The following is a 26,640-nucleotide window of genomic DNA, read 5'->3' as shown; positions in this document are numbered from 1 at the left end:
CCGGGTCGGGACGCCGGGCGGCCCGTGTCCGCCCTATCCTGCACCTCATGAGTGTCGTGAAGATCAATGTGCTGACCGTCCCCGCCGAACAACGCGAGGCCCTGGAGCAGCGGTTCTCCGCTCGTGCGGGGGCCGTGGAGTCCTCGGACGGCTTCGAGTGGTTCGAGCTGCTCCGCCCGCTGGAGGGCACCGACGACTACCTCGTCTACACCCGCTGGCGCAGTGAGGAGGACTTCCAGAACTGGATGTCCGGCCCCATGCAGGCCGCCCACCGCGGCGAGGGCGGCGGGGGCGAACGCCCGAAGCCGGCCGCTACGGGCTCGACCCTTTGGTCCTTCGAGGTGGTCCAGCAGGCCGCGCCGAAGCAGGGTTGAACACCCGAGTGCGAGTGGGAGACGAGTGGTGGCCGTCCGTCCGGGCAGCGCCGGTGACGACGCGTCCGTCCTCTTCACCTCCGAGCGGAGCTTCAGGGTCTGGCGGTACGGCGTCGGCCATTCACAGCTACTGCTCCGTGCGGCGCCGGACTCCGCGCACCCGCTGCGTCTGGACCTCCTCTTCGAAGGCGTGGAGGCCATGCAACTGGTGACCCGATACGAAACCCTGGAGCTCCACACGCTCGACGAAGAGGAGAGCGAACGTATCTTCGAGATGTCCGGTGTGCCTGCCCGGCCGAGATCGGACCGGCTCGTCCTCGGTCTCCGGTCCCGGGGCGGTGCGGGCTACGTGCAGTGCCAGAAGGTCTCCGCCCTTCTCGGCGGCACAGGAGTCGTCGGGCCCGACGATCCGTCCGAGTCCGTCGACGTCGTGTGGAGCCTGCGCTGACCTCTCCCTGAGCCGGTTCCGCGACAAGGAGCCCCGTCGGAACGTCGTTCCGGCGGGGCTCCGATGCCGTCGGCCCGCGCGGGGCGTCAGCGTCCCGGACCGGGCGCCCCCGGTGGGAGCGGCGGCGGGCGGGAAGCCACGGCGGTCCTCACTCCCCCGGTGCCGGGTCGCCCGCCGGGGCGGTCGACTGCCAGGCGGTGAAGAGGGGGAGCCGCCCCGAGGCGTCGAGCACGACGATGCCGAAGGGCCGGTCGTAGGCGAGCCGGAGGGTCCGGTCGGGACGCGGCGCGCCGCCCGCGCGGGAGAGGACCGCCGTCACGGCCGCCGCCTCCACGCCGAGTTCCGCGATCTTGAGAACGGCCTCCTGGACGACCATCGAGATCGCCAGTCGTTCGGGCGACAGTCCGGAGAAGTCGGCGAGCGACGAGGTCGCCTGCCGGACGCCCAGCGCCGGCAGTCGGGACGTGACGTCCGTCGTCGTCCGCAGGGCGAGGCGGGGCACCGCGAGGGCGACGGCCTCCGCCTCGACGGGTGCGCACGCCTCGCGCGGCGCCCAGGCCGCGGGCAGCACCTCCGCGGGGCCGGCGCCCGGCGCGCCGAGGACGAGCCTGACCACCGCGCCCGCGGCGCCTTCGCAACGCAGTTGCGCGATCCGGGCCGGGCCCGTGGTCCACGCGTCGGCGGGGGCCAGCCGCCGGTGCATCGTCGGCACCCGGTGGACCGTCCCCGAGGCGTCCGTGAACGGCGCGTGCCGGGTCGCGTGGCCTTGGAAGGGGGTCTGCCAACGGGCCTTCAGCGCGAGGGCGTTGACCAGGGCCAGGAGCGTGTCGGGCGGTATGGGGACCGGCAGCCTGTCGATCTGCCCGCCGGTCGCCTGCTTCACCCAGGCGTCGATGTCGTCCCGGCCGTCGCCGAGATGTGCGAATCCGATGCCGGGGAGCGCCTCGCGGTAGGCCCGGTACACCGGGACCCTGCTCCAGACCCGGGTGGCGACGGCCAGCGCATCCGTGCCGGCGAGCTCCCCGGCCGCGGAGGTGACGGCCGTGGCCGCGTCGTCCCCGGCCGCGCCGAGCAGCGCCCGCAGCTCCTCGGCGGTGCCGCCGCGCGCGCCCGCCGCCACGGCACCGAGCGCGAGCCACAGCCCGGCGGGCGAGCAGACGAAGTCGCCCCGCCCGTCGAACTGTCGCAACCAGCGCTCCCCGACGGCCTGGACGGCTCTCGCGTGTCCGGGGTAGGCACCCGGCCGAACCGGTGGCCCGGGTGTCGCACCAGCTCGTTCCGTCCTCGCCGTGTCGTCCATTGCAACCGCCCCCCGTCACCCGCTTCTTCCGCTTCCGGGTGCAGTGTGCCAGGAGGCGGCTGCTTCCGGGCGGGGTGTGCCAGGAGCCCGACCGGCCATGCCCGTCAAGGCCCTGCGCGGGCGCGGGTGGCGGCGTCGTCGGAGGGGGAACGGGCACACCCGGCACGGCCGGCCCGACCCGTCGAACGCGGAACGGGCACACCCAGCACGGCCGGCCCGACCCGTCGAACGCGGAACGGGCACACCCAGCACGGCCTGTCGGACCCGCCCAATGGTGAACGGACGCCCGGCACGGCCGGCCGGGTACGTCGGGACGCCCTGCACGGCCGGCCGGGTACGTCGGGACGCCCGGCACGGCCGGCCGGGTTGCCTCAGATGAGGCCCTGGGCGAGCATGGCGTCCGCGACCTGCTCGAAGCCGGCGATGTTCGCCCCCGCCACGTAGTCGCCGGGCCTGCCGTAGCGGGCCGCCGTCTCGTACGCGGTGTCGTGGATGGCGCGCATGACCTGGGCCAGTTCCTCCTCCACGCGGGGCGCGGCCCAGCTGTCCCGGGCCGCGTTCTGCCGCATCTCGAGCGCGCTGGTGGCCACGCCGCCCGCGTTCGCCGCCTTCCCCGGGCCGAAGGCGACTCCGGCGTCGCGGAGGACGCGCACCGCCGCGGGGGTGGTGGGCATGTTCGCCCCCTCGGACACGGCCTTGACGCCATTGCGCACGAGGGCCGCCGCGTCGTCGGCGGTCAGTTCGTTCTGCGTGGCGGACGGGAGTGCCACATCGGTGGGCACCTCCCAGACACTGCCGCCGGACACGTACCGCGCGGACGCTCCGCGGCGGATCGCGTAGTCGCTCACCCGGCCGCGCTCGGCCTCCTTGATCTGCTTGAGGAGGGGCAGGTCGATGCCCTTCTCGTCGACGACGTACCCGGCCGAGTCGGAGACGGTGCGGACGTGCGCCCCCAGCTCCTGTGCCTTCTCCACGGTGTAGAGGGCCACGTTTCCGGAACCGGAGACGCTGACCTGCTGGCCGGCGAGCTGCTCCCCGCGCACCTTCAGCATCTCGGCGGTGAAGAGCACGTTGCCGTAGCCGGTGGCCTCGGGGCGGACGTGGGAACCGCCCCAGGCGATGCCCTTGCCGGTCAGCACGCCCGCCTCCCAGCGGTTGGTGATGCGCCGGTACTGGCCGAAGAGGTAGCCGATCTCCCGGCCGCCGACACCGATGTCGCCGGCCGGCACGTCGGTGCGCTCACCGAGGTGCCGGTGCAGTTCGGTCATGAACGACTGGCAGAAGCGCATCACTTCGGCGTCGGAGCGGCCGCGCGGGTCGAAGTCGCTGCCGCCCTTGCCTGCGCCGATGCCCAGGCCGGTCAGCGCGTTCTTGAAGATCTGCTCGAAGGCGAGGAACTTCACGATCCCCAGGTTGACGGACGGGTGGAAGCGCAGGCCCCCCTTGTAGGGGCCGAGGGCGCTGTTGAACTCCACCCGGAAGCCGCGGTTGACGTGGATCTCGCCGCGGTCGTCCTGCCAGGGCACCCGGAAGATGAGCTGCCGTTCGGGCTCCGCCATGCGCTCGATCATCCTGGCCTCGCGGAGTTCGGGCCTTCTGTCGAGCACGGGGCCCAGTGTCTCCAGCACTTCGTGGACGGCCTGGTGGAACTCGGGCTCGCCGGGGTTGCGGTGCCGGATGTCCGCTTCGAGGTCGTCGAGGGAGACGGTGGCGCTGGAGGAGATGGAGGGCATCGATCGGGATCCTTCTCGTCGGCGGGACTGGTGCTGTGCGGTGCCGTGAGGGTGTGCCGCGCGGGCCGGGTCGCTTGTCCTGTGTGTTCCGCGGCCGTGCGGCGCAGACGGTCAACGGCGCGGAGGGGACCGGGGACACGTACCGGCTGATTCCGGGCGCGGACGGCGGACACGTACCGGCCCGCCGCTCGCGGCGACCGGGGGCACGCACCGGCCCGCCAGGTGCGGCGACCGGGGACACCTACCGGCCCGCTCCGGGCGCGGACCGGTGTCGTGCCTGCCGGTCGGAGGACGTGTGTCGGCCATGGGTACAGATACGGAAGCGGGGCCCGATATCGTCGATCATGGTGCCACTCGGTTTCGCGCCCTCCGCCAGGCAGGTGCGTCGGACCGCGCTCCTGGACCCGGCCGGGCGCACACGCCTCTCGGCGCCGCGTGCCGGGAAACAAGCCGGGTGACAGCAGGCCGAGCGCCGACCGGTGCCCGTCGGCCGCCGGCGCCGGCGCCGGAAGGCGGTACCGGACGGCGGGCGCCGGGCGGTTCGGGCCGCGCGGCACCGGTCGCCGGGAGCCCGAAAACCGTTCGCGATGCGGCCGACCCGTCGGGTACAGACGTCGGTATGACGCGATGGACCGTGCTTCCCGAGCACTTCGACAGCCCCGACGCCACGGCCCTGCGGCGCGACTACTACGCCGACGTGGCGAGCAGTTACTGGGGGCGGCCCGCCACGGACGCGGAGATCGACGAGGGCCTCGCGGACGACGGCGTGGCCCGGCTCGTCGCTCCCACCGGCGGGTTCGTCGTCGGACGTCACGGCGGCGAGGGGGCAGCCTGCGGCGGGGTGCTGCTGCTGGACGCCGAACGGGCCGAGCTGACCCGGGTGTTCGTGCGCCCGGCGTTCCGCGGCACGGGAGGCGGCGCGGCCCTGCTCACGGCCCTGGAGGAGGCGGCCCGGCGGCTCGGGGCGCGGCGGATGGTGCTCAACACCCGGCTGGACCTGGTCGGGGCCCGCGCCCTCTACGCACGACACGGCTACCGGGAGATCCCCGCGTACTGCGAGGGGCCGTACATGGAGATCTGGTACGGCAAGGAGCTGGCGCCCGGGGAACCCGTACCCCGGGAAGGGGATGCGGCAGCCTGATCCGGTCCGCAGGCGCGGAACAGGCGGCAAGAACGGGCGGCGCGGCGCAGCGGCACAGACCAGGCCGGCGCGGAACAGGCAGCGCGGCGCAGCGGCACAGACCAAGCCGCGCGGAACAGGCAACGGCACAGACCAGGCCGGCGCGGAACAGGCAGCGCGGCGCAGCGGCACAGATCAAGCCGCGCGGAGCAGGCCGCGCGGACCGTTCCCTCCGTCGTCCTGGGCCGCGCGCCGTCGTGCGGCCGGGGCCGTGTCCCGGTCTTCCCGGGGCCGTCCCGGGGCCGCTCAGTGCGTCGGGAAGTTCCACGCCTGGTGGTCCCGGTGCGGTACGCCGCCGGAGGGGCGCTCGCCGTCGGAGCCGCACAGCTCCGCGGTGAGTTCCCTCACCAGCTGGACGAGGTCGGTGGGCCGGTCCGGTCCCCACCAGTCGCCCAGCAGCTCCGACAGCGACTCCTCCCGTGCCGCGGACAGCTTTGCCGTGGCGTCCACGCCCTTGTCGGTGAGCATCAGCGACAAGCCCTCCCGGCGGGCCAGCCCGCGCTCCTCGACCTCCCGTGACGCGTCGGTGACAGCCTTGACCGGTACGTTGGTGGCCTCGGCGAGCCGGGCGGGTTCCACCAGCCCGTGGCGTTTGACACGCAGCAGCAACCAGCTCGCGGCCGGACTGAGATCCAGCCCGGACCTGGCGGTGATCTTGACGTAGACGGCCTTGCGGCCCTCGCGCGAACCGAGGACGGACAGCGCGCGGGCGCATTCGTCGTACGACGAGCGCTGGACGGGGTTGGGCGGGATGGTCTCGCTGACCTCGGGAGCGGTGACGGAGCCGCGCAGCTTGTCCTCCCGCAGGAGGAGGGCGAGGATGAAGCCGACGGCGACGACCGGCGCCGCGTACAGGAAGACGTCCGCGATGGAGGTCGAGAACGCCTGGATGACCGCCGGGCGCAGTCCGGACGGCAGCAGGGTGATGGCGTGCGAATCGGCGGCGATGCGTTCGGGGCTGGTCTCCGGCGGCAGCGGGCGGCCGGCGAGCGTCTCGGCGAGGAGCTCGCGCAGCCGGCTGGTGAAGACGGTGCCGAAGAGCGCGACGCCGAACGAGGCGCCGATGGAACGGAAGAAGGTGGCGCCGGACGTGGCGACGCCGAGGTCCTTGTACCCGACCGCGTTCTGCACCGCCAGCACCAGCACCTGCATGACCAGGCCGAGGCCGGAGCCGAAGACGAAGAAGTAGCCGCCGACCTCCCAGGTCGGGGTGTTCGGCTCCAGCTGGTGGAGCAGGAGGAGGCCGACGGCGGTCACGGCGGTGCCGACTACGGGGAAGACCTTCCACCGGCCCGTCCGGCTGACGATCTGGCCGGACACGGTGGAGGTGATCAGCAGTCCGACCACCATCGGCAGCATGTGGACGCCGGACATGGTGGGGGTGATGCCCTGGACGATTTGCAGGAACGTCGGCAGGTACGTCAGCGCGCCGAACATCGCGAACCCGACGATGAAACTGATGGCGCAGACGAGGGTGAACGTACGGTTCCGGAACAGCTTCGGCGGCAGCACGGGCTCGGCGGCGCGGCGCTCGGCGCGGACGAAGGCGACGAGGAGCAGGACCCCGAGTACGGCCAGGGCGATGATCTGCGGCGAGTCCCAGGCCCAGGTGGTGCCGCCGAGCGAGGCGACGAGGACCAGGCAGGTCGCGACGGCCGCGATGAGGACCGTGCCCAGGTAGTCGATGGTGTGCCGGGTCCGGCTGGCCGGGATGCGCAGGACCGCGGCGATCACGAACAGCGCGACCACGCCGATGGGCAGGTTGATGTAGAACACCCAGCGCCAGCTGAGGTGCTGGGTGAACAGGCCGCCGAGCAACGGCCCGAGTACGCTGCTCGCCCCGAAGACGGCGCCGAACAGCCCCTGGTAGCGGCCGCGTTCGCGCGGCGAGACGATGTCGCCGACGATCGCCATCGACAGCACGATGAGGCCGCCGCCGCCGAGGCCCTGGACGGCACGGTAGGCGATGAGCTGCGGCATGTCCTGCGCGATGCCGCACAGCGCCGAGCCGATCAGGAAGATGACGATGGCCGTCTGGAAGAGCTTCTTGCGGCCGTACTGGTCGCCGAGTTTGCCCCAGAGCGGGGTCGCCGCCGTCGAGGCGAGGATGTACGCGGTGACCACCCAGGACAGGTGCTCCAGGCCGCCGAGGGCGCTGACGATCGTCGGCAGTGCGGTGGCCACGATGGTCTGGTCGAGCGCGGCGAGCAGCAGGCCCAGCAGCAGTGCGCCGATCGCCACGAGAACGCTGCGGCGGTTCGCTCCCTCGCCGGGCCGGGGTATCGGTCCGGGGCCGGCGGCCGGCGTGCTCACTTCCTGCGCCATGGAGTCGCCCTCCGGTCCGCAGCACGCACGTCTGCTCCTCCCATCCTGGGCGTTTCGCCCGGTTATGGCCTGCCGAGCGGAGGCTCACCGTCCGGGCACTGGACAGGGGCTGCATAATCGCTGGCAGCGCAAGGGGAGGGAACCCACGATGACGGGACACGTCTGTCCTGAATGCGGCAGGCAGGACGACGCCGACGGCAGACCCGGCGGGGTCCGGGGCTGCGGCTGCGGGCGGGGCACGGCACCGGAGGGGTTCGATCCGCTGCGGGTCCGGCCCTACGTAGCGCTTCCGGACCCGGCGGACGCCCCGGCCGCGACCGCGTCCGGACCGCCGCCCGAGCTGACGCAGGTGCTCGCGCCCGCGACCCACGGAGCCGCCGGGCAGGACGGGGCGCCGGACGCGCCGTACGGGGCGGCCGGGCAGGAGGGCCCGTACGACCACCGTCACGAGCACGGCCCCGCCTACGACATGACCGGGGTGGACCCGGAAGGCACGGCCGGACGACGGCGGCGGGGACGCGGGCGGGACGGGCGGCGCGTGGCCGTGGCCGTCGCCGCCGTGGTGGCCGTGCTGGGGACCGCGGCCTATGCGAGCGGACTGCTCACGAAGGACGGCGGCGGGGACGACCGGGCCCTGCCCGACAGCGAGACGACGGCCCCGTTCGTCTCGGCCGCGCCCGACGCGCCCGACGCTTCGGTGTCCGCCTCGGAGTCGGCGACCCGGAGCACTTCGCCCTCGGAATCCGCGTCGTCCCCGGAGTCGGCCCCGGCCTCCACCTCTCGGCCTGCCGGCGCCGGCACGTCTTCCCCGGCCCCGCTCACCGGGGGCCCGACGCCCCCGTCGGCGACCCCGACGAGCGGGACCGCGCTCTCCTCCCCCGCCCCGGGAGTCACCCTGCGGCGCGGCGACGACGGCCCCGAGGTGGTCGAGTTGCAGGAACGGCTCAGGCAGGTCGGCCTGTACGGCAGACGGTCCCACGGGCGTTACGACGGCCGCGTCGAGGACGCCGTGGCGGCGTACCAGGACGCCAACGGCATCCGGGACGACCCCGAGGGCGTCTACGGCCCGGCGACCCGCCGCGCCCTGGAGGCGGAGACGCGCTACCCGTACGACGACGGCAACGGCGGCTGGGACAGCGACGGCCGCGGCTGAACGCCCCGCTCCTTGAGGGGACTCGGGGACTCGGGGCGCGAACGGCGCGAACGGGGGGGGCACGCGTCCACGTGAACGGGGCGCGGTCGCAGAGGACTTGACAGCGAACGGGGGAACCCGTCGGCGTGAACGGGGCGCGGTCGCGGGGGACACGTCCGCATGCGCGGCTCGGTCACGCGCGGCGCATGCCTGCGGTCGGCGTGGCGGGCGCGCCGGGCACCCTCGCGGGCGCGTGGCGTCGAGAGCCTGCCGCCGGCTCAGTCCGAGCGCGCGGGCGCGAACGTCAGCGCGCCCGAGGCGTCGGCCAGGACGCGGACGTCGGTGAGGTCGGGCGCGTGGGCGTCCGGGGCGAAGGCCGCGGCACGGGGGCCGATGCCGAGGACCCGCATCCCCGCGGCACGCGCGGCCGTGATGCCGGCCTCGGAGTCCTCGAGGACCACGCAGTCCGCCGGCGCGAAGCCGAGCTCTGCCGCGCCCTTGAGGAAACCCTCCGGGTCCGGCTTGCTCGCCCCGACGCATTCGGCGGTGACCCGTGTCTCCGGCATGCGCAGCCCCGCCGCGTTCATCCGGGCCGCGGCGAGCGCCTCGTCGGCCGACGTGACCAGCGCGTGCGGCAGGGCGGCGACGGAGTCCATGAAGGCGGACGCTCCGCCGATCGGCACGACGCCGTCCAGGTCGGCCGTCTCCCGCGCGAGCAACTGCCGGTTCTCGGCGAGGTTCTCCTCCATCGGCCGCTCCGGGAGCAGCGCGGCCATGGTCGCGTATCCCTGGCGTCCGTGGACGACCTTGAGCGTCTCGTCCGGGTCGAGGCCGTGACCGATCGCCCAGGAGCGCCAGACGCGCTCCACGGCGGCGTCCGAGTCGACGAGCGTGCCGTCCATGTCGAGCAGCAGCGCCCTGAAGGCGCCGATGGCCTCGGGGCGGGATGCCGGGACGGGGGTCTCTGCGGGCGTCTCTGAGCGGGACAACGGGGCCGTCCTTGGAATCCGGTGTGGATGGCGGGCTCCGTCGACGGGAGGCCACGGGCCCGGGTGCAGAGCGGCCTCCACCCACCGGTCAGGGAGTGCGGGCGGAGGCCACTTTGTTCCTTCACGATACAAATCGAAAGGCTTTCGCGCCAATCGAGGTCCCGGAACACCTCCCGCGGGGACTGCCGCGGATGCCGGTAGCCGGATGCACCTGCGGTGGAAGGCGCGGGACGAGGGCCGCGGGAGGCGAGCAGGCACCCGCCCCGCACACCTCGAACCACGACCGCGCCCCGAACCGCGAACCACGCCGACACCCGTGCCCCGCCCAGCCCCGCCCCGAACCACGACCGCAACGGCTCCGGCCGCCCGCCGGACGGGCGGTCCGCGGCGAACGCACACCGCGATCCCGCCGAAGGCCCGCGCGAGCCCCGCCCCGCACCGAAGCCCGCCGGAAGCACACCGCGACCCGCCGCGGACGACCCCCCGGCAGCCCCGCCGAACGCGCGTCCCCGGGCCGGTTCAGCCCGCGATCGCCTCGTACAGGCTCAGGCCGGCGAGCACCAGCATCAGCCCGGCCGCGATCTTCGTGACCAGCTTCAGCGGCACGTACCCGAGGAGCGTCCGGCCACCCACGATGCCCAGCCCGGCCACCGCCCACAGGGCCAGCACCGCGCCGAGGCCGACGGAGAGCGGACTGTCGTAGCGGGCCGCGAGGTTCGCGGTCACGATCTGCGTCAGATCACCGAACTCCGCGACCAGGATCAGCATGAACCCCGCCCCGGAGACCTTCCAGAAGGACTGGTCGGACGGGGCCTTGACGCTCTCGTCGTCGTCATCGGAGCTCTTCAGCAGCAGCATCGCCGCGCCCGCGAGGAAGAGCACGCCCACGACCGCCTGCACCAGCCGCTGCGGCAGCAGGGTCAGCGCACTGCCCGCCGCGATCGCCAGCGCGACGTGCACGGCGAAGGCGGCGGCGACCCCGGCGAAGACGTAGGAGGCGCGGTAGCGGGTGCCGAGCACCAGTCCGGCCAGGGCCGTCTTGTCGGGGAGCTCGGCGAGGAAGACGACGCCGAAGGTGATCGCCATGATCGTGATACTGAGCACGGGAAGAGGTTCCTCGATCGGTCGGGCCCTGCCGCACCGAGAGACCTGAGCAAGGGTTCCAGGGGTCGCTTCGGCGCGGCAGCGGCCATGGATGGTCATGGTCACTGCTGGCCGAAGGTCTCGCTGGCGGACCGCCGCGCGGCCGCCTCCGGGCGCCGGCCGGGCGAGCCCGGCAGTATGTCGACGTTCCGGCGAAGAGCTACTCCCCTTCTGCTCCGTACAGGGTACGGGACGCTGTCGGGCGACCGTCGGGGACCTCGGCCCCGTCAGGCACCCCGGGCCCGCCCCGGCCGACCCGCCGCCAGGCACCCCGGGCCCGCCCCGGCCGGCCCGCCGTCAGGACCCCAGGTCCCCGCCCGGCGCCGACGCGACGGCGGGCTCCCGGTGCAGCCGCCCCCGCGACACCAGCTCCAGCACCACCGCGACCGCGACCGCCTGCACGGCCAGCAGAGCGACCAGCACGAACAGCTGGACCGCGCCCGCCTGGAGCGGTGACGCCCCGCCCAGCAGCATTCCGACGAACGCGCCCGGGAGCGTGACCAACCCCACCGTCCTGGCCTGGTCGAGCCCCGGCAGCAGCGCGTCCGCGGCCGCATCCCGGGCCACCTCCAGGCGGGCCTCGCGATCGGGCAGCCCGATCGCCATCCCGGCCTCGACCTCACCACGCCGGATGGTGAGCTCGTCGAGCGCGCGCCGCCCGGCGAGGACCGTCGCGGTCAACGCGCCGCCGATGAGGATGCCGGCCACCGGGACGAGCGCGATGCCCTTCACGGGGACGAGGCCGGTGAGCAGCAGTGCGGCGACCACCGGCACGACGCCCGCACCGATCGGCAACGCGGTGAGCCACCAGGTGCCGTTCGGGGTGAGCCGGCGCCCCGCGGTGCGCACGGCCACGGCGTACATCACCACCAGGAAGGCGAGCAGCAGCGGGACGGAGCGGACCGCCCAGCCGATGACGAGCGAGACCGCGCCCAGTTGGACGGCCGCCCGCAGACCCGCCACCGCCATCTCGCGGGCGCGGCCCGGACCGAGGTGCGCGACGGCCGTCACACCGGCGGCGGCGGCCAGGAGCACGGCGAGGACGATCCCGAATGTCACGTTGACCCGTAGCAGCACGCATCAACCCTAAGCCGGGCGAAGTGAACTGCCGGGGCGTCAGACCTCTTGAAGTGACGTGTCCATGTCGCCACTCTGTTACCTGGCGCCCATCCCCAGGCAATCCGGCGCCGCAACGATGGCGCGGGTCCTGCCGCACAGGGTCCGCTCCGATCAACGCCCCCCACCCTTACGGGAGTCCGCATGTCAGGTGTCTACGCGCGTCGAGTGACCCGTACCGCCGTTTTCGCCGCGTCCGTCGCCCTCGCGTCCACCACCGCGCTGCTCACCGCACCGGCCGCCCAGGCCGCCCCGCCCACGCCGGTCAGCGCCTCCACCGCCCGTACCTACCTGGGCTGGCTCACGGTCAAGGCGGAAGGTTCCTCCACCGGCTACAGCCGCGACAAGTTCCCGCACTGGATCACCCAGTCGGGCTCCTGCAACACGCGCGAGGTCGTCCTCGAGCGCGACGGCTCCGGCGTCGTCCAGGACTCCGGCTGCGCGGCCGTCAGCGGCAGCTGGTACTCCCCCTACGACGGCGCCACCTGGTACGCCGCCTCCGACGTCGACATCGACCACGTCGTACCGCTCGCGGAGGCCTGGCGCTCCGGGGCCGCTTCGTGGTCCACCTCCTCCCGCCAGGCGTTCGCCAACGACCTGACCCGCCCGCAGCTGATAGCCGTCACCGACAACGTGAACCAGGCCAAGGGCGACAAGGACCCCGCCGAGTGGCTGCCGCCGCGCAGCTCCTACCGCTGCATGTACGCCCGCATGTGGGTGTACACGAAGTACTACTGGAACCTCTCCGTCGACTCCGCCGAGAAGTCCGCCCTGCAGTCCGTCCTCAACGGCTGCTGACCCACCGCCGCGGCCGCCCGGCGGGGACCGGTTCCCCTCCGGCCGGCCGCGGGGCCGCCCCGACCCGAGGGGCAGTGGGCACCCGCGGCGCCGGGCACCGCGACCGGACCGCCCCGGACACGCTCCGAACCAACCGGGTCCTGCGGCATGGAACCGCGCTACCCTCCCCCGTCGTTCCGTACCGTACGGGGGCGACGGAGGAGGGCACATGGCAGCGGGGCTGCGCCTGGGACCACTACTGCGGTACGTGGACTGGGAGACCGGTGAGCACGCGACCGTCTGGATCGAGGCGGACCGGCCGTGCACGGCCGAGGTGCGCTGCCCCGGCGCGCCCCCCGGTCAGGACACCGGGCCGGCCGGCGGGGACTCCCACGGAGGCGGCCCCGGCGGTGAGGGCCCCCGTGGCGACGGCCCGCCGGACGGCACCCGGCCGGGATCGCCGAAGGCCGCGGGCGGCTCCGCCCGCACGTTCCAGATCGAGGGCCACCACTACGCGCTGATCCCGGTCTCCGGCCTCGCCCCCGCCTCCTCCACCGCGTACGAGGTGCTGCTCGACGGCCGCCGGGTCTGGCCGCCGGCCGACTCGCCGTTCCCGCCGAGCGTGATCCGCACGCCCGCGATCCCGGCCGAGGGCGTACGGGTCGCCTTCGGTTCCTGCCGCTGGGCCGCGCCGCCCGCCCGCAAGCACGATCCGATCGGACCGGACGCGCTGGACACCCTCGCCGCCCGGATGGCGGCCGAGCCGGAGGGCGAGCGCCCCGACGTGCTCGTGCTGCTGGGCGACCAGGTGTACGCGGACGCCACCTCCCGCGAGACCCAGCGGTGGCTCGCGTCCCGCCGCGATCTGAGCGAGCCCCCCGGCACCGAGGTCGCGGACTACGAGGAGTACACCCGGCTGTACGAGGAGTCCTGGCTGGACCCCGAGGTCCGCTGGCTGCTCTCCACCGTCCCCAGCTGCATGGTCTTCGACGACCACGACGTCATCGACGACTGGAACACCAGCGCCGCCTGGCTGGCGGAGATGCGGGCGACGCCGTGGTGGCGGGAGCGCATCCTCAGCGGTCTGATGTCGTACTGGGTCCACCAGCACCTGGGCAACCTCTCCCCGGCCGAACTCGCCGACGACCCGCTCTACGCGGCCGTGCGGGCCACCCCGGACGGCACCGACGCCCTGCGGTCGTTCGCGGCCCGGGCCGACGCCGACCCCGCCTCGGTCCGCTGGAGCTACCGGCGCGACTTCGGCAGGACACGGCTGCTGATGATCGACACCCGTGCCGCCCGCGTCCTCGACGAACGGCACCGGGCGATGCTGGACGACGAGGAGACGGGCTGGCTGCGCGAGCAGGTGCTTCAGGCGCCGGGCTCGTACGACCATCTGCTCCTCGGGACCTCGCTGCCCTGGCTGCTGCCCCCGGCCATCCACGACGTCGAGAGCTGGAACGCGGCGCTCTGCCGCGGCGAGCGGGGCGAGCGCTGGGCGCGTGTCGGGGAGATCCTGCGCAGACGGGCGGACCTGGAGCACTGGGCCGCGTTCCCGTCCTCGTTCGAGGAGCTGACCGCGCTGATCAGGGAGGTGGGCAGCGGACCGCTGGCACCGTCGACGGTGTGCGTGCTCTCCGGGGACGTCCACCACGCCTACGTCGCGGAGCCCCACTGGCCGGAACCGGAACCGGCCGCCCGGGTGCTCCAGCTGACCTGCTCACCCGTCCACAACGCGATCCACGCCTCGATGCGCGTCGGCTTCCGCTTCGGGTGGAGCCGGGCGGGGCGGCGGTTGGGGCACGCCGTGGCCCGGCACGGCCGGACCGGACGGCCGGTCGTCCACTGGGAGAAGACCGGCGGCCCCTGGTTCGGCAACCAACTGATGACCCTCACCCTGAACGGGCGTTCGGCCGAGCTCCGGCTGGACCAGGTCCGCACGGATCGCCCGGGTACGCGACTCCTGACCGTGGACGAGCGGAACCTGACGAATGGTCCGTGACACTTCACACGGCGGGAGACGATCCTTTACCCCCGCCCCTCGGACTCCTCACACGGCAACGGCATGATGAGGCGGACGATCCGCCTCCCCCGCCGCCACACGCCCCCCCCACATCGCCCCGGGAGTCAGTGCTTTGTCCGTGTTCCCGCCAGCTCCCCCCGCCGTGGCCCTCGTCGGCGCAGGCCCGCGCGGCACCTCGGTCCTCGAAAGACTCTGCGCCTCCGCCCCCGAGCTGGCACCGGACATCCCGCTGACCGTGCATGTGATCGACCCCGCCCCGGCAGGACCGGGGCAGGTGTGGCGCACGGACCAGCCCGCCGGCCTGCTGATGAACACGGTCGCCTCGCAGGTGACGCTGTTCACCGACGAGAGCGTGGCCTGCGAGGGGCCGGTCCGGCCGGGCCCGAGCCTGTACGCCTGGGCGGCGGCCGGCGGCGACCCGGCACTCCGGCCCGACGACTACCCGACGCGCGCCTGCTACGGACGCTATCTGGCCTGGGCGTTCCGCACCGCCGTCGCCAACGCCCCGGACACGGTCCGGGTGGAGACGCACCGGGCGCGTGCGCTGCGCCTCGACGACGCCGAGGACGGCTCACAGCGACTCGTCCTGGACGACGGGACGACACTGTCCGGCCTGAGCGCGGTGGTGCTGGCGCAGGGCCATCTTCCGGTGGCGCCGGGGGCGGTGCCTACCCGGCTCGGCACGTACGCGCAGCGGCACGGGCTGCGCCACTTCGCCCCCGCCAACCCGGCCGATCTGGACCTCACCGGGATCGCCCCCGGCGAGGCGGTGCTGCTGCGCGGCCTCGGGCTCAACTTCTTCGACCACATGGCGCTGCTGACGACCGGCCGCGGCGGCTCGTACACACGGGAGAGGACCGCGGACGGCGGGGAGCGTCTGGTCTACCGGCCCTCCGGCCGGGAGCCGAGGCTGTACGCGGGCTCACGGCGCGGCGTCCCCCACCAGGCGCGCGGGGACAACGCGAAGGGCGCGTCCGGTCGGCACCACCCGCTGGTGCTCACCCCGGATGTGATCACGCTCTTCCGCAGGCGGGCGGACGCGGGCGATCCGCCGGACTTCCTCGGCGAGATATGGCCGAGGATCGCCAAGGAGGTGGAGACGGTCTACTACGAGACGCTGCTCGGACCGTCCGCCGCCCCGGACACCGGCTTCCGGGCCGCGTTCCTGGCCGCCGCGCACGGCAGCGCGGAGGAGGCGGCGGTCCTGGACGCCCACGGCTGTCCGGAGTCCGCACGCTGGTCCTGGGAGCGGATCTCCCGGCCGTACGCGGGAAAGACCTTCGACGGTCCGGACGCCTTCCGCGACTGGCTGCTCGGCCATCTGCGGCGGGACGCGGACCACGCCGCGCTCGGCAACGTGGACGGCCCGGTCAAGGCGGCCCTCGACGTGCTGCGGGACGTCCGCAACGAGGTGCGGCAGATCGTGGACCACCGCGGGCTGTCCGGGAGGTCGCGGCGGGACCACCTGGACCGCTGGTACACCCCGTTGAACGCCTTCCTCTCGATCGGCCCACCACGCCGGCGGATCGAGGAGATGGCGGCGCTGATCGCGGCCGGGGTGCTGGTGGTGGTCGGCCCGAGGACGACCGTGCGGGCGGAGGGCGGGGCCTTCGTGGCCGAGTCGCCCGACGTGCCGGGTTCCGCGGTGACCGCGACGGCACTGATCGAGGCGCGGCTGCCGGAACCCGATCTGCGCCGCAGCCGGGACGAGTTGCTGTCCCGGATGCTGCGGACCGGCCAGTGCAGGCCGCACACGATCGACGGCTACGAAACGGGCGGCCTGGACGTGACCGGGCGCCCCTACCACCTGATCGACCGTCAGGGACGGTCGCATCCTGGACGGTTCGCGGTCGGCGTTCCCACCGAGGGAGTGCACTGGGTGACGGCCGCGGGGGCGCGGCCCGGCGTGGACTCGGTCACGCTCTCCGACACGGACGCGGTGGCACGGGCCGCGCTGCGCGCGAGCGCACGGCGTGAACTCCTCATGAAGGGCGATCGCCGACAGAATATTGAACTTGCAAGTATTGATTAGGCCTGCCTAACTTACGTTCCATCGGTTCATGTCCCCAGACCGAAGGAGACCCCCCACATGGCCACTCGTCAGCTGACCGCACGGCTGGACCAGGCCCGGCCGTACGCGCTCGGCGTGTTCCGCATCGTCGTCGGCCTGCTGTTCACCTGCCACGGAGCGCGCTCGCTCTTCGGCGTGCTGGGCGCGGAGAACGCGGGCGGCACGGTGGCGGCGGGCACCTGGCCCGGCTGGTACGCAGCCGTGATCGAACTCGCCGGCGGCGTCCTGGTCCTGGTCGGCCTGGGCACCCGCGCCGCGGCGTTCATAGCGTCGGGCGCGATGGCGTACGCGTACTTCACGGTGCACCAGCCCGACGGCCTGTTCCCGATCCAGAACAGCGGTGAGGGCGCAGCGCTCTACAGCTGGGCGTTCCTGCTACTGGTCTTCACCGGGCCCGGGGCCCTGGCGCTGGACGGCCTGTTCTCGTCGCGTGGCACGAACGAGGAGACCGGGCAGGAGGGTTCGGCGCCGGTCACGGCCTGAGGCGTGCCCGTCGGCGGCGGGGCCGGACCTGGTCCCGAGTGCGCGGCCCCGGCCCCGCCGCACGGCCCTGCGAGGCCGGGATCGGGGCCGCGCGAGGCCGGGATCGGGGCCGCGCGAGGCCGGGATCGGGCCAAGGGGGTCAGGGGGCCGGAGCCGGCGTCAGGGGCCGGGGCCGGGGCCGGGGCCGACGTCAGACGCGGCAGTCGGGCTCGGGGCCGGGATCGGTCCCAGGCGCCGGGATCGGCCCGGCGGCTCGGACTCAGGCTCAGGCCCGGCGGCTCGGACTCAGGGCCCGGCCCGGCGGCTCGGCTCGGGCCCGGCGGCTCGGGCCCGGCGGCTCGGGCCCGGCGGTTCGGGCCCGGCGGTTCGGCTCAGGGCCGGGGTCGGGCTCGGGCTCGGTCGCCGGGATCACACAGGCCCCGACGGGCTCACGGTGTGCCGTAACCCCCGAACGGGACCGTGAAGCACGCCACTCGGGCGCCCGCTCCGCCCTGCTCGGCGTGCAGGACCACCGACTGTGCCCCGCCCCGCCGCAGCCCCCAGTCGTGCCGTGTCTCGGCGTTGCCCTCCCCGGCAGCGTCGGTGGCGAAGTCCAGCCACAGCTCGTTCGCGGGATAGGCGCCCGGTGCGGTCTTGTGCTGGTAGTGCGGCCCGGCCCCGGCCGGGTCCGCGTCGCAGGGCGCGGTGTGCACATGGGCGCCGAAGGCGTGATCCGCCCTCAGCCCGCCCACACGCGCCCGCACCACGGTCCCCGAGCGCTCGGTCGACTGCTCCACCACGATCCAGGCCCCCGCCGGCACGAGCGTCCGGTCATAGGTGAGGGCCGTCGACGGAACGAACGAACCGGGCGGAGCGAACCGCCCGTACGCCCGCAGCGCCACCCCTTCGCCCGCGACGGGCTCGTCGACCGCACCGGACAGGCGGGCCACATCGTACGGTCCGGCTCCGCCCGACCGGGGGCCGCCGGACAGGACCGTTCCCCCGGCCCCGGCGGCCGAGCCGGACCGATCGCCCCCGCCGGGCCCGTCACCGGCGCCGCAGGCCGCGCCCACCGCCCCCACCGCCAGCGTCACCAGGGCCGCCGCCCCCGCCAGTGCGCCTGCCGCTGCCGCCATGTGCCACTCCTCGTGTCCGGGTGCTCGCCTTCCGCGTACGCGCCGTGACCGCGTACGCACCAGGCCCTCGTACCGCGGGCGGGACCGGCGGTGTGCCGAGCCGCGCCCGGAGCGGGGTGACGGCGTGGCGGACTGCACTCGTACGGCCGTGTCCGACTTCACCCGCCCCTGGCGATCTCTGCGATCTGCACAGGCGTACGCTCAGTGGCTGTCATGCCGCTCCTGCCGCTCCCCTGCGACGTCGCGGCGTTGTCATCCTGTGGGGAGTCGTGGTGTTCGAGGCGGTGGAGCTGCTGACCGGCAGCCCATGGATCTACGCGGTCGTGGCACTCTCCGTACTTCTCGACGTGTTCCTGCCCGTACTGCCGAGCGGTGTGCTGGTGATCACCGCCGCGACGGCCGCGGCGGCCGGAACGACGACGGTCGCGTCGGCGGCCGGCAGGGTGCCCGGCGAGGTGCCCTCGCTGCTGGCGCTGCTGCTGTGCGCGGCGACCGCGTCCGTGCTCGGCGACCTGGTCGCATACCGGCTGGCCCGGCGCGGCGGGGAGCGGCTGGACCGGGCGATCGCCCGCTCCCGGCGGCTGGTCACGGCGCAGGAACGTCTCGGCACGGCGCTGAGCCGGGGTGGCGGACTGCTCGTCGTCATCGCCCGGTTCGCCCCGGCGGGCCGCTCCGTCGTCTCCCTGGGCGCGGGCGCGGCACACCGCAGGGTGCGGGAGTTCCTGCCCTGGTCGGCCCTGGCCGGCGTGGCATGGGCGGGCTACAGCGTCGGCCTCGGCTGGTTCGGCGGGCAGTGGCCGGGCGCGACCTGGGTGGGCCTGACGGTGTCCGTCCTCGCCCTCTTCGCCGCGGGCTTCGTCGCGGCCTACGTCATGCGGCGTCCGGCGCCGGAGCCTGCGTAGCCTTTCCGGCCACACCTCGGCCGCCGCGCACCTCCAGCCCGTCGAGGAGCTGGCGCGTCGCCTCCGTCACCTCGTCCACGGCGCGTTCGAACACCTCCCGGTTGTGCGCGGCGGGCGCCCGGAACCCGGACACCTTCCGCACGAACTGCAGGGCCGCGGCCCTGATGTCCTCCTCGGTGGCTTCCTCGGGGAGGACCGGCGGTCGAAGGGTCTTGATGCTGCGGCACATGAGTCCAGTGTGGGCCACACCACCGACAGACGGCCTCTCCTGGGCCGTCCCGTCACCCGGCCCTCCTCGGGTCGTCCCGCCGGCCCGTCTCGTCCTGGACCTCGACATCGTGGTGGTCTTCAGCCCAGTCATCGCCGATCAGCGACAACTCGTCCTCCCGGTCAGGTACTTCGCTCGTTGCAGCCTGCGGAAGGCGCGGCACGCGGGCCCAGTGGATCCGGTGCTCACGCCCCACTGCCCGGCGGGCACGCCAGCCCGTCAACGGTCTGGCCTCCCGGCCGACCAGCAGGGGCACGGTCTGACCTCGGAAGTCGGACGCTTCCGGCGGCCGAAGCGCTCACCTGCTGGCGGCTACGGCGCCGAGTCTCACCGACCCGGCAGCTCCCATCAGGCGGCGCGGATCAGCCGGAGAGGCACGCCCGTGCGCGGGGCCGGAGGAGCGGTGCCCGGCGCGTCGGCCTCCTCGTCGACCGCGGCGTCCTCGGACCGCTCGGCGTCCACGGCCGCGGCCCACTCCACGAGCAGGTGCTGGTACCTCGCCTCGTCCGCCTCGGACAGCCGGCTCCCCGACTTCGCCCACAACGCACGAATCTCCGCATTCACCACGGCAGCGGACCGCACGGAACCAAGCTCGCGAAGGGTTGGGGACATGGGCACAAGGTTACGCGGCGGGACCGACAGCCGTGACCCGTCGAACGGCGGCGGTGACGCACACCACGGGCCCGCGCAGCACGGTTGTGGCTGGTGGGGGCGCCCGGCACCCGTGTGCGACGTGTCCTCTCTCACACCTCTCAACGGCCCGTGAAGACGACCGCAGTTCACGAGATCACCGTTCCGGCGTCGCCGAGGATTGACGCCCCGTTCCCGGAGGGGACCGCGTCCCCACGTTCGCCGCTGTGCCCCGCCACCCGGGCGACGGCGACGCCCCCGCTGCCCGGACCGCGGCGGGCCCGGTCGTCGGTCCGTCGCGCAACCGGCCGACGACGTGGTCTGCTGGACCCATGACCGAACCCTGGCCCGTGACCGCCCCCGGTGTCCTCCGTCTGCCCTCCGGGCGGCTCGTACGCGGGCGCGGGCTGCGGCATCCGCCGCCGGACGGGGCCGCACCCACGTACGCCGTGTATCTGCTGGGCAGGCGGCCCCCCGAGGTCCCCTGGGAGGCCGAGTGGCTGCGCTGGCCGGACTTCCGGCTGCCCAGCGACCGGGACCGTGCCCACACCGCGCTGAGCGAGGTCTGGGTGCGGGCTGCGACGGAGCGGGTCGAGGTCGCCTGCGGGGGCGGACGGGGCCGTACGGGCACGGCGCTGGCGTGCCTCGCCGTCCTCGACGGCGTACCGGCCGCCGAGGCGGTGGCCTTCGTGCGGCGGCACTACGACCGCCACGCCGTCGAAACGCCCTGGCAGCGCCGGTACGTTCGCCGCTTCCCGGCTTCCACGCGCTCTTCGCCGGACGGATGACGCGCCGGCGGTGGAGCCGCACCCGTACCGGAGTCGGGGGCACGCGCTTCCGGGCCGCGCCCTCCGCGCTCACCTCGCGCCGACCGCCCTCACCCCCGGCTGCCCCGGGTGCGTCCCGGCCGCTCCGGCCCGGTCCCCCGTCCGGGTGGCGGCAGCCGGTCCGCGCCCCCGACCGGACGCCGAGGCACCACGCTGGACCGGACCTGAAGGAGAGTCCGCATGGTGCCGAAACCTCCGTCGTGCCCGCAGTGCCCCTCGCGTCCACCGCTGTGGAAGGACACCAGCCGGACCGCGCCAGGCTTCGAGGACCGGTGGCGCTGGTACTGCACGTACTGCACGAGGCGCTGGGCACCGACGCCCGAGCACCGGCTCAGGTTCACGTTCTTCCCGCGCGTACCGCAGCACCCGATGCGGTGAGCGCGCGGCGGCGGGCACTCCCAAAGGGATCCGCGCGCACCGGCAGCCCCTCCACCCAGGGACCCCGAGAAGGGGCACTCAGAGCAGGTCCTCGATGGTGATCGGCAGCTTGCGCACCCGGCGGCCGGTGGCGTGGTGAACGGCGTTGGCGATCGCGGCCGCCGCGCCGACCTGGCCGATCTCCCCGACTCCCTTCACACCCAGGGGGTTGACGATGACGTCCTCGACCTCGATGAGCTCGACGTCGACGTCCGGCGCGTCCGCGTTGACCGCGACCAGGTACTCCCCGAGGCTCGAGTTGGCCCAGCGCCCGGTGCCCGGATCCATGTAGTTGGCTTCCAGCAGCGCCTGGCCCAGGCCCCACAGCATGCCGCCCATCAGTTGGCTGCGGGCGGTCTTGGCGTTGAGCACGCGGCCGGGTGCGAAGACGCCGGTCATGCGCCTCACCCGGACCAGGCCCAGTTCCGCGTCCACCGCGACCTCGGCGAACTGGGCGCCGAAGGTCATCATCCGGTAGGGGACCTCCCCCGCCGGCGGACTCCACTGGCCGGAGGCCTCGGCGTCCGGCTGGAAGTTGCGCCGCAGCAGATCGGCGTAGGCGTCGGAGGCGGTGCCGGCGGTCATGACGCCGTCCCGGACGACCACGTCGACCGGGTCCGCCCCGTGCAGTGGTGAACCGGGGTCGCCGACGGCCCGTTTGATCAGCTGCTCGCGCAAGGCGGTGGCCGCCGCGTGCACCGCGGCGCTGATCATGCCGGCGCCCGCGGAGCCGACCGCGGCGGCGATGTTGGGGAGGTCCGTGTCGCCGTTCTCGAAGCGGCAGCGGTCCACGGCCATGCCGAGGCCGTCGGCGGCGACCTGGGTCATGACCGTCGCGACTCCGGTACCGAAGTCCGGGGTGGCGGCCTGGACGACCGCGGTGCCGTCGGCGTACAGACGGGCACGGGCGCGCTGGGGATTGGCGGGCGGAGCCACGGGATAGCAGGCGGTCGCCATGCCGGTACCGATCAGCCAGTCGCCGTCCCGGCGCGCGCCCGGCCGGGGGTCCCGGCCCGACCAGCCGAAGCGCCGGGCGCCGCGCTCGTAGCACTCCCGCAGGCCGCTGCTGGACCACGGGCGTCCCGACATGGCGTCCACGTCGGTGTGGTTGCGCAGCCGCAGCTCGATGGGGTCCATGCCGAGTTCGTGGGCGAGTTCGTCCATCGAGCACTCGAGTGCGAACATCCCGCTCGCCCTGCCCGGTGCCCGCATGAACGTGGGGGTCATGGTGTTGGCCCGGAACAGCCGGTAGACCCCTTCGTAGTCGGGGCACGCGTAGATCTCCGAGGAGAGGCCGATCGACGGTTCGGCCCAGTCGTCGAAGTGGGAGGTCGGGGACAGCTTGTGGTGCCTGATCGCGGTCAGCCGGCCGTCGCGCTTCGCTCCCAGCGTCAGGTGCTGCTCCTGCTCCTCGCGGTGCCCGACGGAGGTGAACATCTGCTCGCGGGTGAGCACGAGCTTGACCGGCCTGCCGACCTCGCGGGCGGCCATCGCCGCGAGCGCCGAATGGGCGTGGATCACCGCCTTGCAGCCGAAGCTGCCGCCGACGTGGTGGCTCATCACCCGGATCCTCGACATCGGGATTCCGAGCAGCCGGGAGACGGTCATCTGGGTGGCGTTGACGCCCTGGGTGGTGTCGTACAGCAGCAGTTCGTCGCCCTCCCACTGGGCGGTCGTGCACGCGGGCTCGATGGGGTTGTGGTTGTTCGCCGCGTACGTGAACGTGCCCTCGACCCGTACGTCCGCGTCCACGAGCCCGGTTTCGACGTCCCCGCGCTCCAGCCGGCCGGGTGTCCGGCCACCGAAGATCCGCCGGGGCACGTACGCGCGGTCCCGGCCCTGGTCGAGGGTGGTGACGGGAGCGGTCTCCTCGTACGAGACGCGGACGAGGCGTGCCGCGTGCTGGGCGCGTTCCCAGGTGTCGGCGACGACGATCGCGATCTGCTGGCCCGCGTAGTGGACGGTGTCGTCCTGCATGGGGAAGAACGTCTGCCCGGGGGCCGCCGTGCCCGCCAGGGAGGGGACGAGCGGCGGCTGTTCCGCGATCCTCGGGAGGTTCCGGTGGGTGAGGACGGTGAGGACGCCCTCCTCGGCCCGCGCGGCGCTCGCGTCGATGTCGGTGACCCGGCCGGCGGCGACGCGGGAACCGACCACGTACGCGTACGCCGTGTCCGGGACGGGGATCTCGGCGGAGTAGCGGGCGTGACCGGTGACCTTGGCGCGGCCGTCGACCCGGTCGAGGGGCTGTCCGATGGCGGAGGGGGTGGTCGTGGTCATGACGAGCTCCCGCTCCCCGCGCCGGTTCCGGCGTCGGTGCCGAGACCGCTGCCGGTTCCGTCGCTGAGCGTGTCGAGGGCGCGGACGATCGCGCGCTGCGCGAGCTCCACCTTGAAGGCGTTCATGGGGGTCGGCCGGGCGTCGGCCATCTCCACCCGTGCGGCCATGACGAAGTTGTCCCGCACGGTGGCCGCGCCGATCAGGAAGTCCTCGGCCCGCCTGGCCCGCCACGGCTTGGTGGCGACCCCGCCCAGGGCCATCCGGACGTCCGCGATCGTGCCGTCCACCACCGAGAGCGCGGCCGCGACCGAGACGAGCGCGAACTCGTACGACTCGCGGTCCCGGACCTTCAGGTAGAGGGAGTGCCGGGCAGGAGGCGTGCCGGGGACCTCGATCCCGGTGATCAGCTCCCCGTGCTCCAAGGGATGCTCGCGGTGCGGGGAGTCGCCTGGCAGGAGGAAGAAGTCGTCCATGGAGTAGGTCCGTTCGCCGTTCGGCCCCAGGGTGCGCACGCGCGAGTCGAGCGCCGTCAGCGCCACGGCCACGTCGGACGGGTGCGTGGCGATGCAGTGTTCGCTCGTGCCGAGCACCGCGTGGCCCCGGCTGAACCCCTCGACGGCCGGGCAACCGGAGCCGGGCTCGCGCTTGTTGCACGCCGACTCCGCGTCGCGGAAGTACGAACAACGCACGCGCTGCAGCAGATTTCCACCCATCGACGCCATGTTGCGCAGTTGCGCCGACGCGCCCAGTTCCAGGGCCCGGGCGATCAGCGGGAAGCGCTCACGGACGACGGGAGCGGCAGCGACGTCGCTCATCCGGGCCAGCGCGCCGATGCGCAGACCGCCGTCCGGCGTGCTCTCCACACCGGTCAGCGGAAGGTCGTTGATGTCGACGAGCCGCCGGGGGTTGAGCACGTTCTGGCGGAGCAGATCGACCTCGGTGGTCCCGCCGGCGAGGAAGTCGCTGGTGGGATCGGTGCTCACGGCGGCGACGGCGGCCGCCGTGTGGGTCGCGCGGAGGTAGGCGATGGGCCGCACGGCGGGCTCCCTACATTCGGTCGCGGACTGCGTCGGGCCCCGGACCGCGTTCGGCCGCGGACTGTGCCGTGTCCCGGGGCCCGGTCACGGACTACGTACGGTCGCGGACGGCGCGTACCGCAGCCCGGATGTTGGGGTAGGCGGCGCAGCGGCAGATGTTGCCGCTCATCCACTCCTTGATCTCGGCGTCGTCCCCGGCGTGCCCCTCCCCGATCAGCGCCACGGCCGACATGATCTGCCCGGGGGTGCAGAAGCCGCACTGGAAAGCGTCCTCGGCGATGAAGGCCCGCTGCATCTCGTGCAGTTCGCCCTCTTCGGCCAGGCCCTCGACGGTCGTCACCTCCCGGCCTTCGCAGGTCACGGCGAGGGTGAGGCAGGCCAGCACCCTCCGCCCGTCGGCCCACACCGTGCACGCCCCGCAAGCGCCCTGGTCACACCCCTTCTTGGCACCCGTCAGATCCAGCCGTTCCCGGAGTGCGTCCAGCAGGCTGACGCGGGGCTCGATGTCCAGTGTGTGCTCGGTGCCGTTGATCGACAGCCTGACCCGGACCGGACCGGGACCCCGTTCCTCGAGTACTGCCCCTCGTTCGGTCAGGGCCGGGCCGCGTGCGGACATAGCACACCTCCAGAGAAAGCACCTCTTCATGCTCATATACCTGCAAAAGTGGCGCAACCGCAGGATTTGCGGTAACAGCCGGAGCGTGCGGGAGGGGGGGCGACGACGGACACGAGGGCACGACGGGCCTACGGCCGAGTACCGTCGCCGCGGTCCGGCGCCGGACTCTGCCGTCGAGAACCGGCTGCCCGGCAGGTCGTGGCGCAGCGACCGCTCCCCAACACGGTCGGGCGCTCTCGTCCAGCTACTCGGTCAGGCGCTCTCGTCCAGCGGCGACAAGGTCACCTCGATCTCTCCGACCGTCGCCGACCACCGCTCGCCGCGCCCCACGGCCGCACGCCCGTCGTCGAGCATGCGGGCACGCATCAGGCGTGCCGATTCGCCCAGGTCCCTGCCTTCGGGACCGGTCAGGAGGCGCTCCCGAATGCGTAGGACGGAACGGTCGAGCGCGGCCACGGCGCCCTCCACGTCGGGCACTTCCTCACCCGCCGACGCCACCGGTGACACTTGCCAGGACATGCGCACGGGCATGGGAGAAGTCCCTTCGGGATCCCGGATCAGTGCTCCAGGACGACCTTGAACGCCACGATGAGCAGGCCTAGTACCAGATTGACCGCCCCGGCCACGAGAACGATGCGCCCCGACGCACCCGCCCTGAACGCCGCCGCGGCCGCCCAGCCGACCTGACCCGCCACCGCGACGGCGAGCGCCAGCCACACCGCCCCCTCCAGGTCGAGGCCCAGCAGCGGGCTGACGGCGACCGCGACGGCCGGCGGAACCGCCGCCTCGATGATCGGCCGCTCGGCACGGCAGACCCGCCGGATCTCGTGCCCGTTCGGCGACACGTAGGCGATGCGCTCCCCGAAGAGCCGGGCGAAGACGTGCGCGGCCCAGAAGACCACGCCCGTGCAGAGCAGAAGCAGGACGAGTTCCAGTCGCGGGAACGTCCCGAGCGTCCCGGCGCCGACCACCACCGAGGCGGCGAGGAGGGAACCGTACACGGCACCGGTGTAGTCACCCCGCCGGGCGGCGGCCGTCGGCGCCGCCCGTGTGCGGTCGGCAGGGGTCTGGCCTGTCATGCCTCCAGTGTCGCGGCGTCCCCGGCGCCCCGCGCGGCCGGGCGGGGCGGGCGCCGAGCCGAACGGGGCGGGGCGGGGCGGGGCGGCTAACGGAGACCGGCGCTGGGGCCGGGCCAGGACCGGGCCGGAACGGAACGGAACGGACCGGGCCAGGACCGGGCCAGGACCGGGCCAGGACCGGGGCAGAACAGGACCGGGCCAGGACCGGGCCAGGACCGGGCCAGGACCGGGGCAGAACAGGGGCGGGCCGGAACGGGGCGGGAACAGGGCGGGCCGGAACGGGGCGGAACGGGGCGGGAACAGCACCGGATCGAGCCGGGCCCGCACCCCCGGCTGCCGCCCCGGCCGCCTGCGCCCGGCGGAGAGTACACGGCGGGT

General features: G+C 73.9%; 26 protein-coding genes. 11 read left to right on the top strand and 15 right to left on the bottom strand.

What is annotated here, in order from left to right; all coding sequences use genetic code 11:
* Positions 1-47: 47 nt before the first annotated feature.
* Positions 48-374 (top strand): antibiotic biosynthesis monooxygenase family protein, encoded by a 327-nt coding sequence (locus FEF34_RS27580; protein ID WP_138055552.1) that lies wholly within the window; start codon positions 48-50, stop codon positions 372-374.
* Between the two features lie 28 nt (positions 375-402).
* Entirely contained in the window at positions 403-822 is a 420-nt protein-coding gene (locus FEF34_RS27575; RefSeq protein WP_138055551.1) for a hypothetical protein, read from the top strand.
* Between the two features lie 148 nt (positions 823-970).
* On the opposite strand, the gene FEF34_RS27570 is transcribed toward FEF34_RS27575, so the two are convergent.
* Both FEF34_RS27570 and gdhA read right to left on the bottom strand, forming a co-directional pair.
* Positions 971-2,122, bottom strand: a complete 1,152-nt coding sequence (locus FEF34_RS27570) for a serpin family protein (protein ID WP_138055550.1) — start codon at positions 2,120-2,122, stop codon at positions 971-973.
* 371 nt (positions 2,123-2,493) lie between these two features.
* Positions 2,494-3,855 carry an NADP-specific glutamate dehydrogenase gene (gdhA, locus tag FEF34_RS27565; protein WP_138055549.1) on the bottom strand — a complete coding sequence of 454 codons (1,362 nt, stop codon included), beginning with the start codon at positions 3,853-3,855 and terminating at the stop codon, positions 2,494-2,496.
* Between the two features lie 619 nt (positions 3,856-4,474).
* On the opposite strand from gdhA, the gene FEF34_RS27560 reads away from it, so the two are divergent.
* On the top strand, positions 4,475-4,996 hold the full coding sequence (locus FEF34_RS27560) for a GNAT family N-acetyltransferase (RefSeq protein ID WP_171053112.1): 522 nt from the start codon (positions 4,475-4,477) through the stop codon (positions 4,994-4,996).
* 285 nt (positions 4,997-5,281) lie between these two features.
* Here FEF34_RS27560 and FEF34_RS27555 read toward each other — a convergent pair whose 3' ends face one another.
* A complete protein-coding gene (locus FEF34_RS27555) occupies positions 5,282-7,360 on the bottom strand; it encodes an MDR family MFS transporter (protein ID WP_138055548.1) in 2,079 nt (692 codons plus the stop codon).
* Positions 7,361-7,508: 148 nt separating this feature from the next.
* On the opposite strand from FEF34_RS27555, the gene FEF34_RS27550 reads away from it, so the two are divergent.
* Positions 7,509-8,513 (top strand): peptidoglycan-binding domain-containing protein, encoded by a 1,005-nt coding sequence (locus FEF34_RS27550; RefSeq protein ID WP_138055547.1) that lies wholly within the window; start codon positions 7,509-7,511, stop codon positions 8,511-8,513.
* Positions 8,514-8,770: 257 nt separating this feature from the next.
* Here FEF34_RS27550 and FEF34_RS27545 read toward each other — a convergent pair whose 3' ends face one another.
* The 3 genes from FEF34_RS27545 to FEF34_RS27535 all read right to left on the bottom strand — a co-directional run bounded on the left by FEF34_RS27545 (position 8,771) and on the right by FEF34_RS27535 (position 11,701).
* Positions 8,771-9,394 (bottom strand): HAD-IA family hydrolase, encoded by a 624-nt coding sequence (locus FEF34_RS27545; RefSeq protein WP_234043237.1) that lies wholly within the window; start codon positions 9,392-9,394, stop codon positions 8,771-8,773.
* Positions 9,395-10,000: 606 nt separating this feature from the next.
* A complete protein-coding gene (locus tag FEF34_RS27540; protein ID WP_138055545.1) occupies positions 10,001-10,585 on the bottom strand; it encodes a TMEM165/GDT1 family protein in 585 nt (194 codons plus the stop codon).
* Between the two features lie 336 nt (positions 10,586-10,921).
* Positions 10,922-11,701 carry an ABC transporter permease gene (locus tag FEF34_RS27535; protein ID WP_138055544.1) on the bottom strand — a complete coding sequence of 260 codons (780 nt, stop codon included), beginning with the start codon at positions 11,699-11,701 and terminating at the stop codon, positions 10,922-10,924.
* Positions 11,702-11,884: 183 nt separating this feature from the next.
* Between FEF34_RS27535 and FEF34_RS27530 the strand changes: the two genes are divergently transcribed.
* The 4 genes from FEF34_RS27530 (at position 11,885) to FEF34_RS27515 (ending at position 17,094) form a co-directional block, all read left to right on the top strand.
* A complete protein-coding gene (locus FEF34_RS27530; protein WP_138055543.1) occupies positions 11,885-12,538 on the top strand; it encodes an HNH endonuclease family protein in 654 nt (217 codons plus the stop codon).
* Between the two features lie 208 nt (positions 12,539-12,746).
* Positions 12,747-14,519: an alkaline phosphatase D family protein gene (locus FEF34_RS27525; protein ID WP_138055542.1), complete on the top strand. Its 1,773-nt coding sequence runs from the start codon at positions 12,747-12,749 to the stop codon at positions 14,517-14,519.
* A gap of 139 nt (positions 14,520-14,658) precedes the next feature.
* Positions 14,659-16,572 (top strand): FAD/NAD(P)-binding protein, encoded by a 1,914-nt coding sequence (locus FEF34_RS27520; RefSeq protein ID WP_234043228.1) that lies wholly within the window; start codon positions 14,659-14,661, stop codon positions 16,570-16,572.
* 57 nt (positions 16,573-16,629) lie between these two features.
* Complete coding sequence (locus FEF34_RS27515) at positions 16,630-17,094, top strand: DoxX family protein (RefSeq protein ID WP_138055541.1); 465 nt, start codon at positions 16,630-16,632, stop codon at positions 17,092-17,094.
* Positions 17,095-17,522: 428 nt separating this feature from the next.
* Here the strand turns inward: FEF34_RS27515 and FEF34_RS27510 are convergent, their stop codons facing one another.
* Positions 17,523-18,209, bottom strand: coding sequence for a superoxide dismutase family protein (locus FEF34_RS27510; protein ID WP_234042581.1), 687 nt, complete (start codon positions 18,207-18,209; stop codon positions 17,523-17,525).
* Between the two features lie 272 nt (positions 18,210-18,481).
* On the opposite strand from FEF34_RS27510, the gene FEF34_RS27505 reads away from it, so the two are divergent.
* The gene (locus FEF34_RS27505; RefSeq protein WP_138055540.1) at positions 18,482-19,111 is read left to right on the top strand and encodes a DedA family protein; all 630 of its coding nucleotides are present in this window, start codon (positions 18,482-18,484) and stop codon (positions 19,109-19,111) included.
* Here FEF34_RS27505 and FEF34_RS27500 read toward each other — a convergent pair.
* The 3 genes from FEF34_RS27500 to FEF34_RS27490 form a co-directional block, all read right to left on the bottom strand.
* On the bottom strand, positions 19,080-19,340 hold the full coding sequence (locus FEF34_RS27500; protein WP_138055539.1) for a DUF2277 domain-containing protein: 261 nt from the start codon (positions 19,338-19,340) through the stop codon (positions 19,080-19,082). The two genes, FEF34_RS27505 and FEF34_RS27500, sit on opposite strands and share 32 nt — an antisense overlap.
* Positions 19,341-19,392: 52 nt before the next feature.
* Positions 19,393-19,635, bottom strand: coding sequence for a hypothetical protein (locus FEF34_RS41505; RefSeq protein ID WP_171052744.1), 243 nt, complete (start codon positions 19,633-19,635; stop codon positions 19,393-19,395).
* 92 nt (positions 19,636-19,727) lie between these two features.
* On the bottom strand, positions 19,728-19,991 hold the full coding sequence (locus FEF34_RS27490) for a hypothetical protein (protein WP_234043300.1): 264 nt from the start codon (positions 19,989-19,991) through the stop codon (positions 19,728-19,730).
* Between the two features lie 350 nt (positions 19,992-20,341).
* Here FEF34_RS27490 and FEF34_RS27485 point away from each other — a divergent pair, with 350 nt between their 5' ends.
* On the top strand, positions 20,342-20,797 hold the full coding sequence (locus tag FEF34_RS27485; RefSeq protein ID WP_138055538.1) for a protein-tyrosine phosphatase family protein: 456 nt from the start codon (positions 20,342-20,344) through the stop codon (positions 20,795-20,797).
* Positions 20,798-21,016: 219 nt separating this feature from the next.
* Positions 21,017-21,214: a hypothetical protein gene (locus FEF34_RS27480; RefSeq protein WP_234042580.1), complete on the top strand. Its 198-nt coding sequence runs from the start codon at positions 21,017-21,019 to the stop codon at positions 21,212-21,214.
* Positions 21,215-21,292: 78 nt separating this feature from the next.
* Here FEF34_RS27480 and FEF34_RS27475 read toward each other — a convergent pair whose 3' ends face one another.
* The 5 genes from FEF34_RS27475 to FEF34_RS27455 form a co-directional block, all read right to left on the bottom strand.
* Positions 21,293-23,530 (bottom strand): xanthine dehydrogenase family protein molybdopterin-binding subunit, encoded by a 2,238-nt coding sequence (locus tag FEF34_RS27475; protein WP_138055537.1) that lies wholly within the window; start codon positions 23,528-23,530, stop codon positions 21,293-21,295.
* Entirely contained in the window at positions 23,527-24,567 is a 1,041-nt protein-coding gene (locus tag FEF34_RS27470) for an FAD binding domain-containing protein (protein WP_138055536.1), read from the bottom strand. Before FEF34_RS27470 ends, FEF34_RS27475 begins: the two co-directional genes overlap by 4 nt.
* Before the next feature lie 91 nt (positions 24,568-24,658).
* Complete coding sequence (locus FEF34_RS27465; RefSeq protein WP_138055535.1) at positions 24,659-25,183, bottom strand: (2Fe-2S)-binding protein; 525 nt, start codon at positions 25,181-25,183, stop codon at positions 24,659-24,661.
* A 252-nt stretch (positions 25,184-25,435) separates the two neighbouring features.
* Complete coding sequence (locus tag FEF34_RS27460) at positions 25,436-25,702, bottom strand: hypothetical protein (RefSeq protein ID WP_138055534.1); 267 nt, start codon at positions 25,700-25,702, stop codon at positions 25,436-25,438.
* A gap of 38 nt (positions 25,703-25,740) precedes the next feature.
* Positions 25,741-26,262: a hypothetical protein gene (locus tag FEF34_RS27455; RefSeq protein ID WP_138055533.1), complete on the bottom strand. Its 522-nt coding sequence runs from the start codon at positions 26,260-26,262 to the stop codon at positions 25,741-25,743.
* Positions 26,263-26,640 lie beyond the last annotated feature (378 nt).

Source organism: Streptomyces marianii, assembly GCF_005795905.1.
GTDB lineage: Bacteria > Actinomycetota > Actinomycetes > Streptomycetales > Streptomycetaceae > Streptomyces > Streptomyces marianii.
The sequence above is the reverse complement of the archived record's forward strand: the minus strand, read 5'-3'. Positions and strand labels throughout refer to the sequence as shown.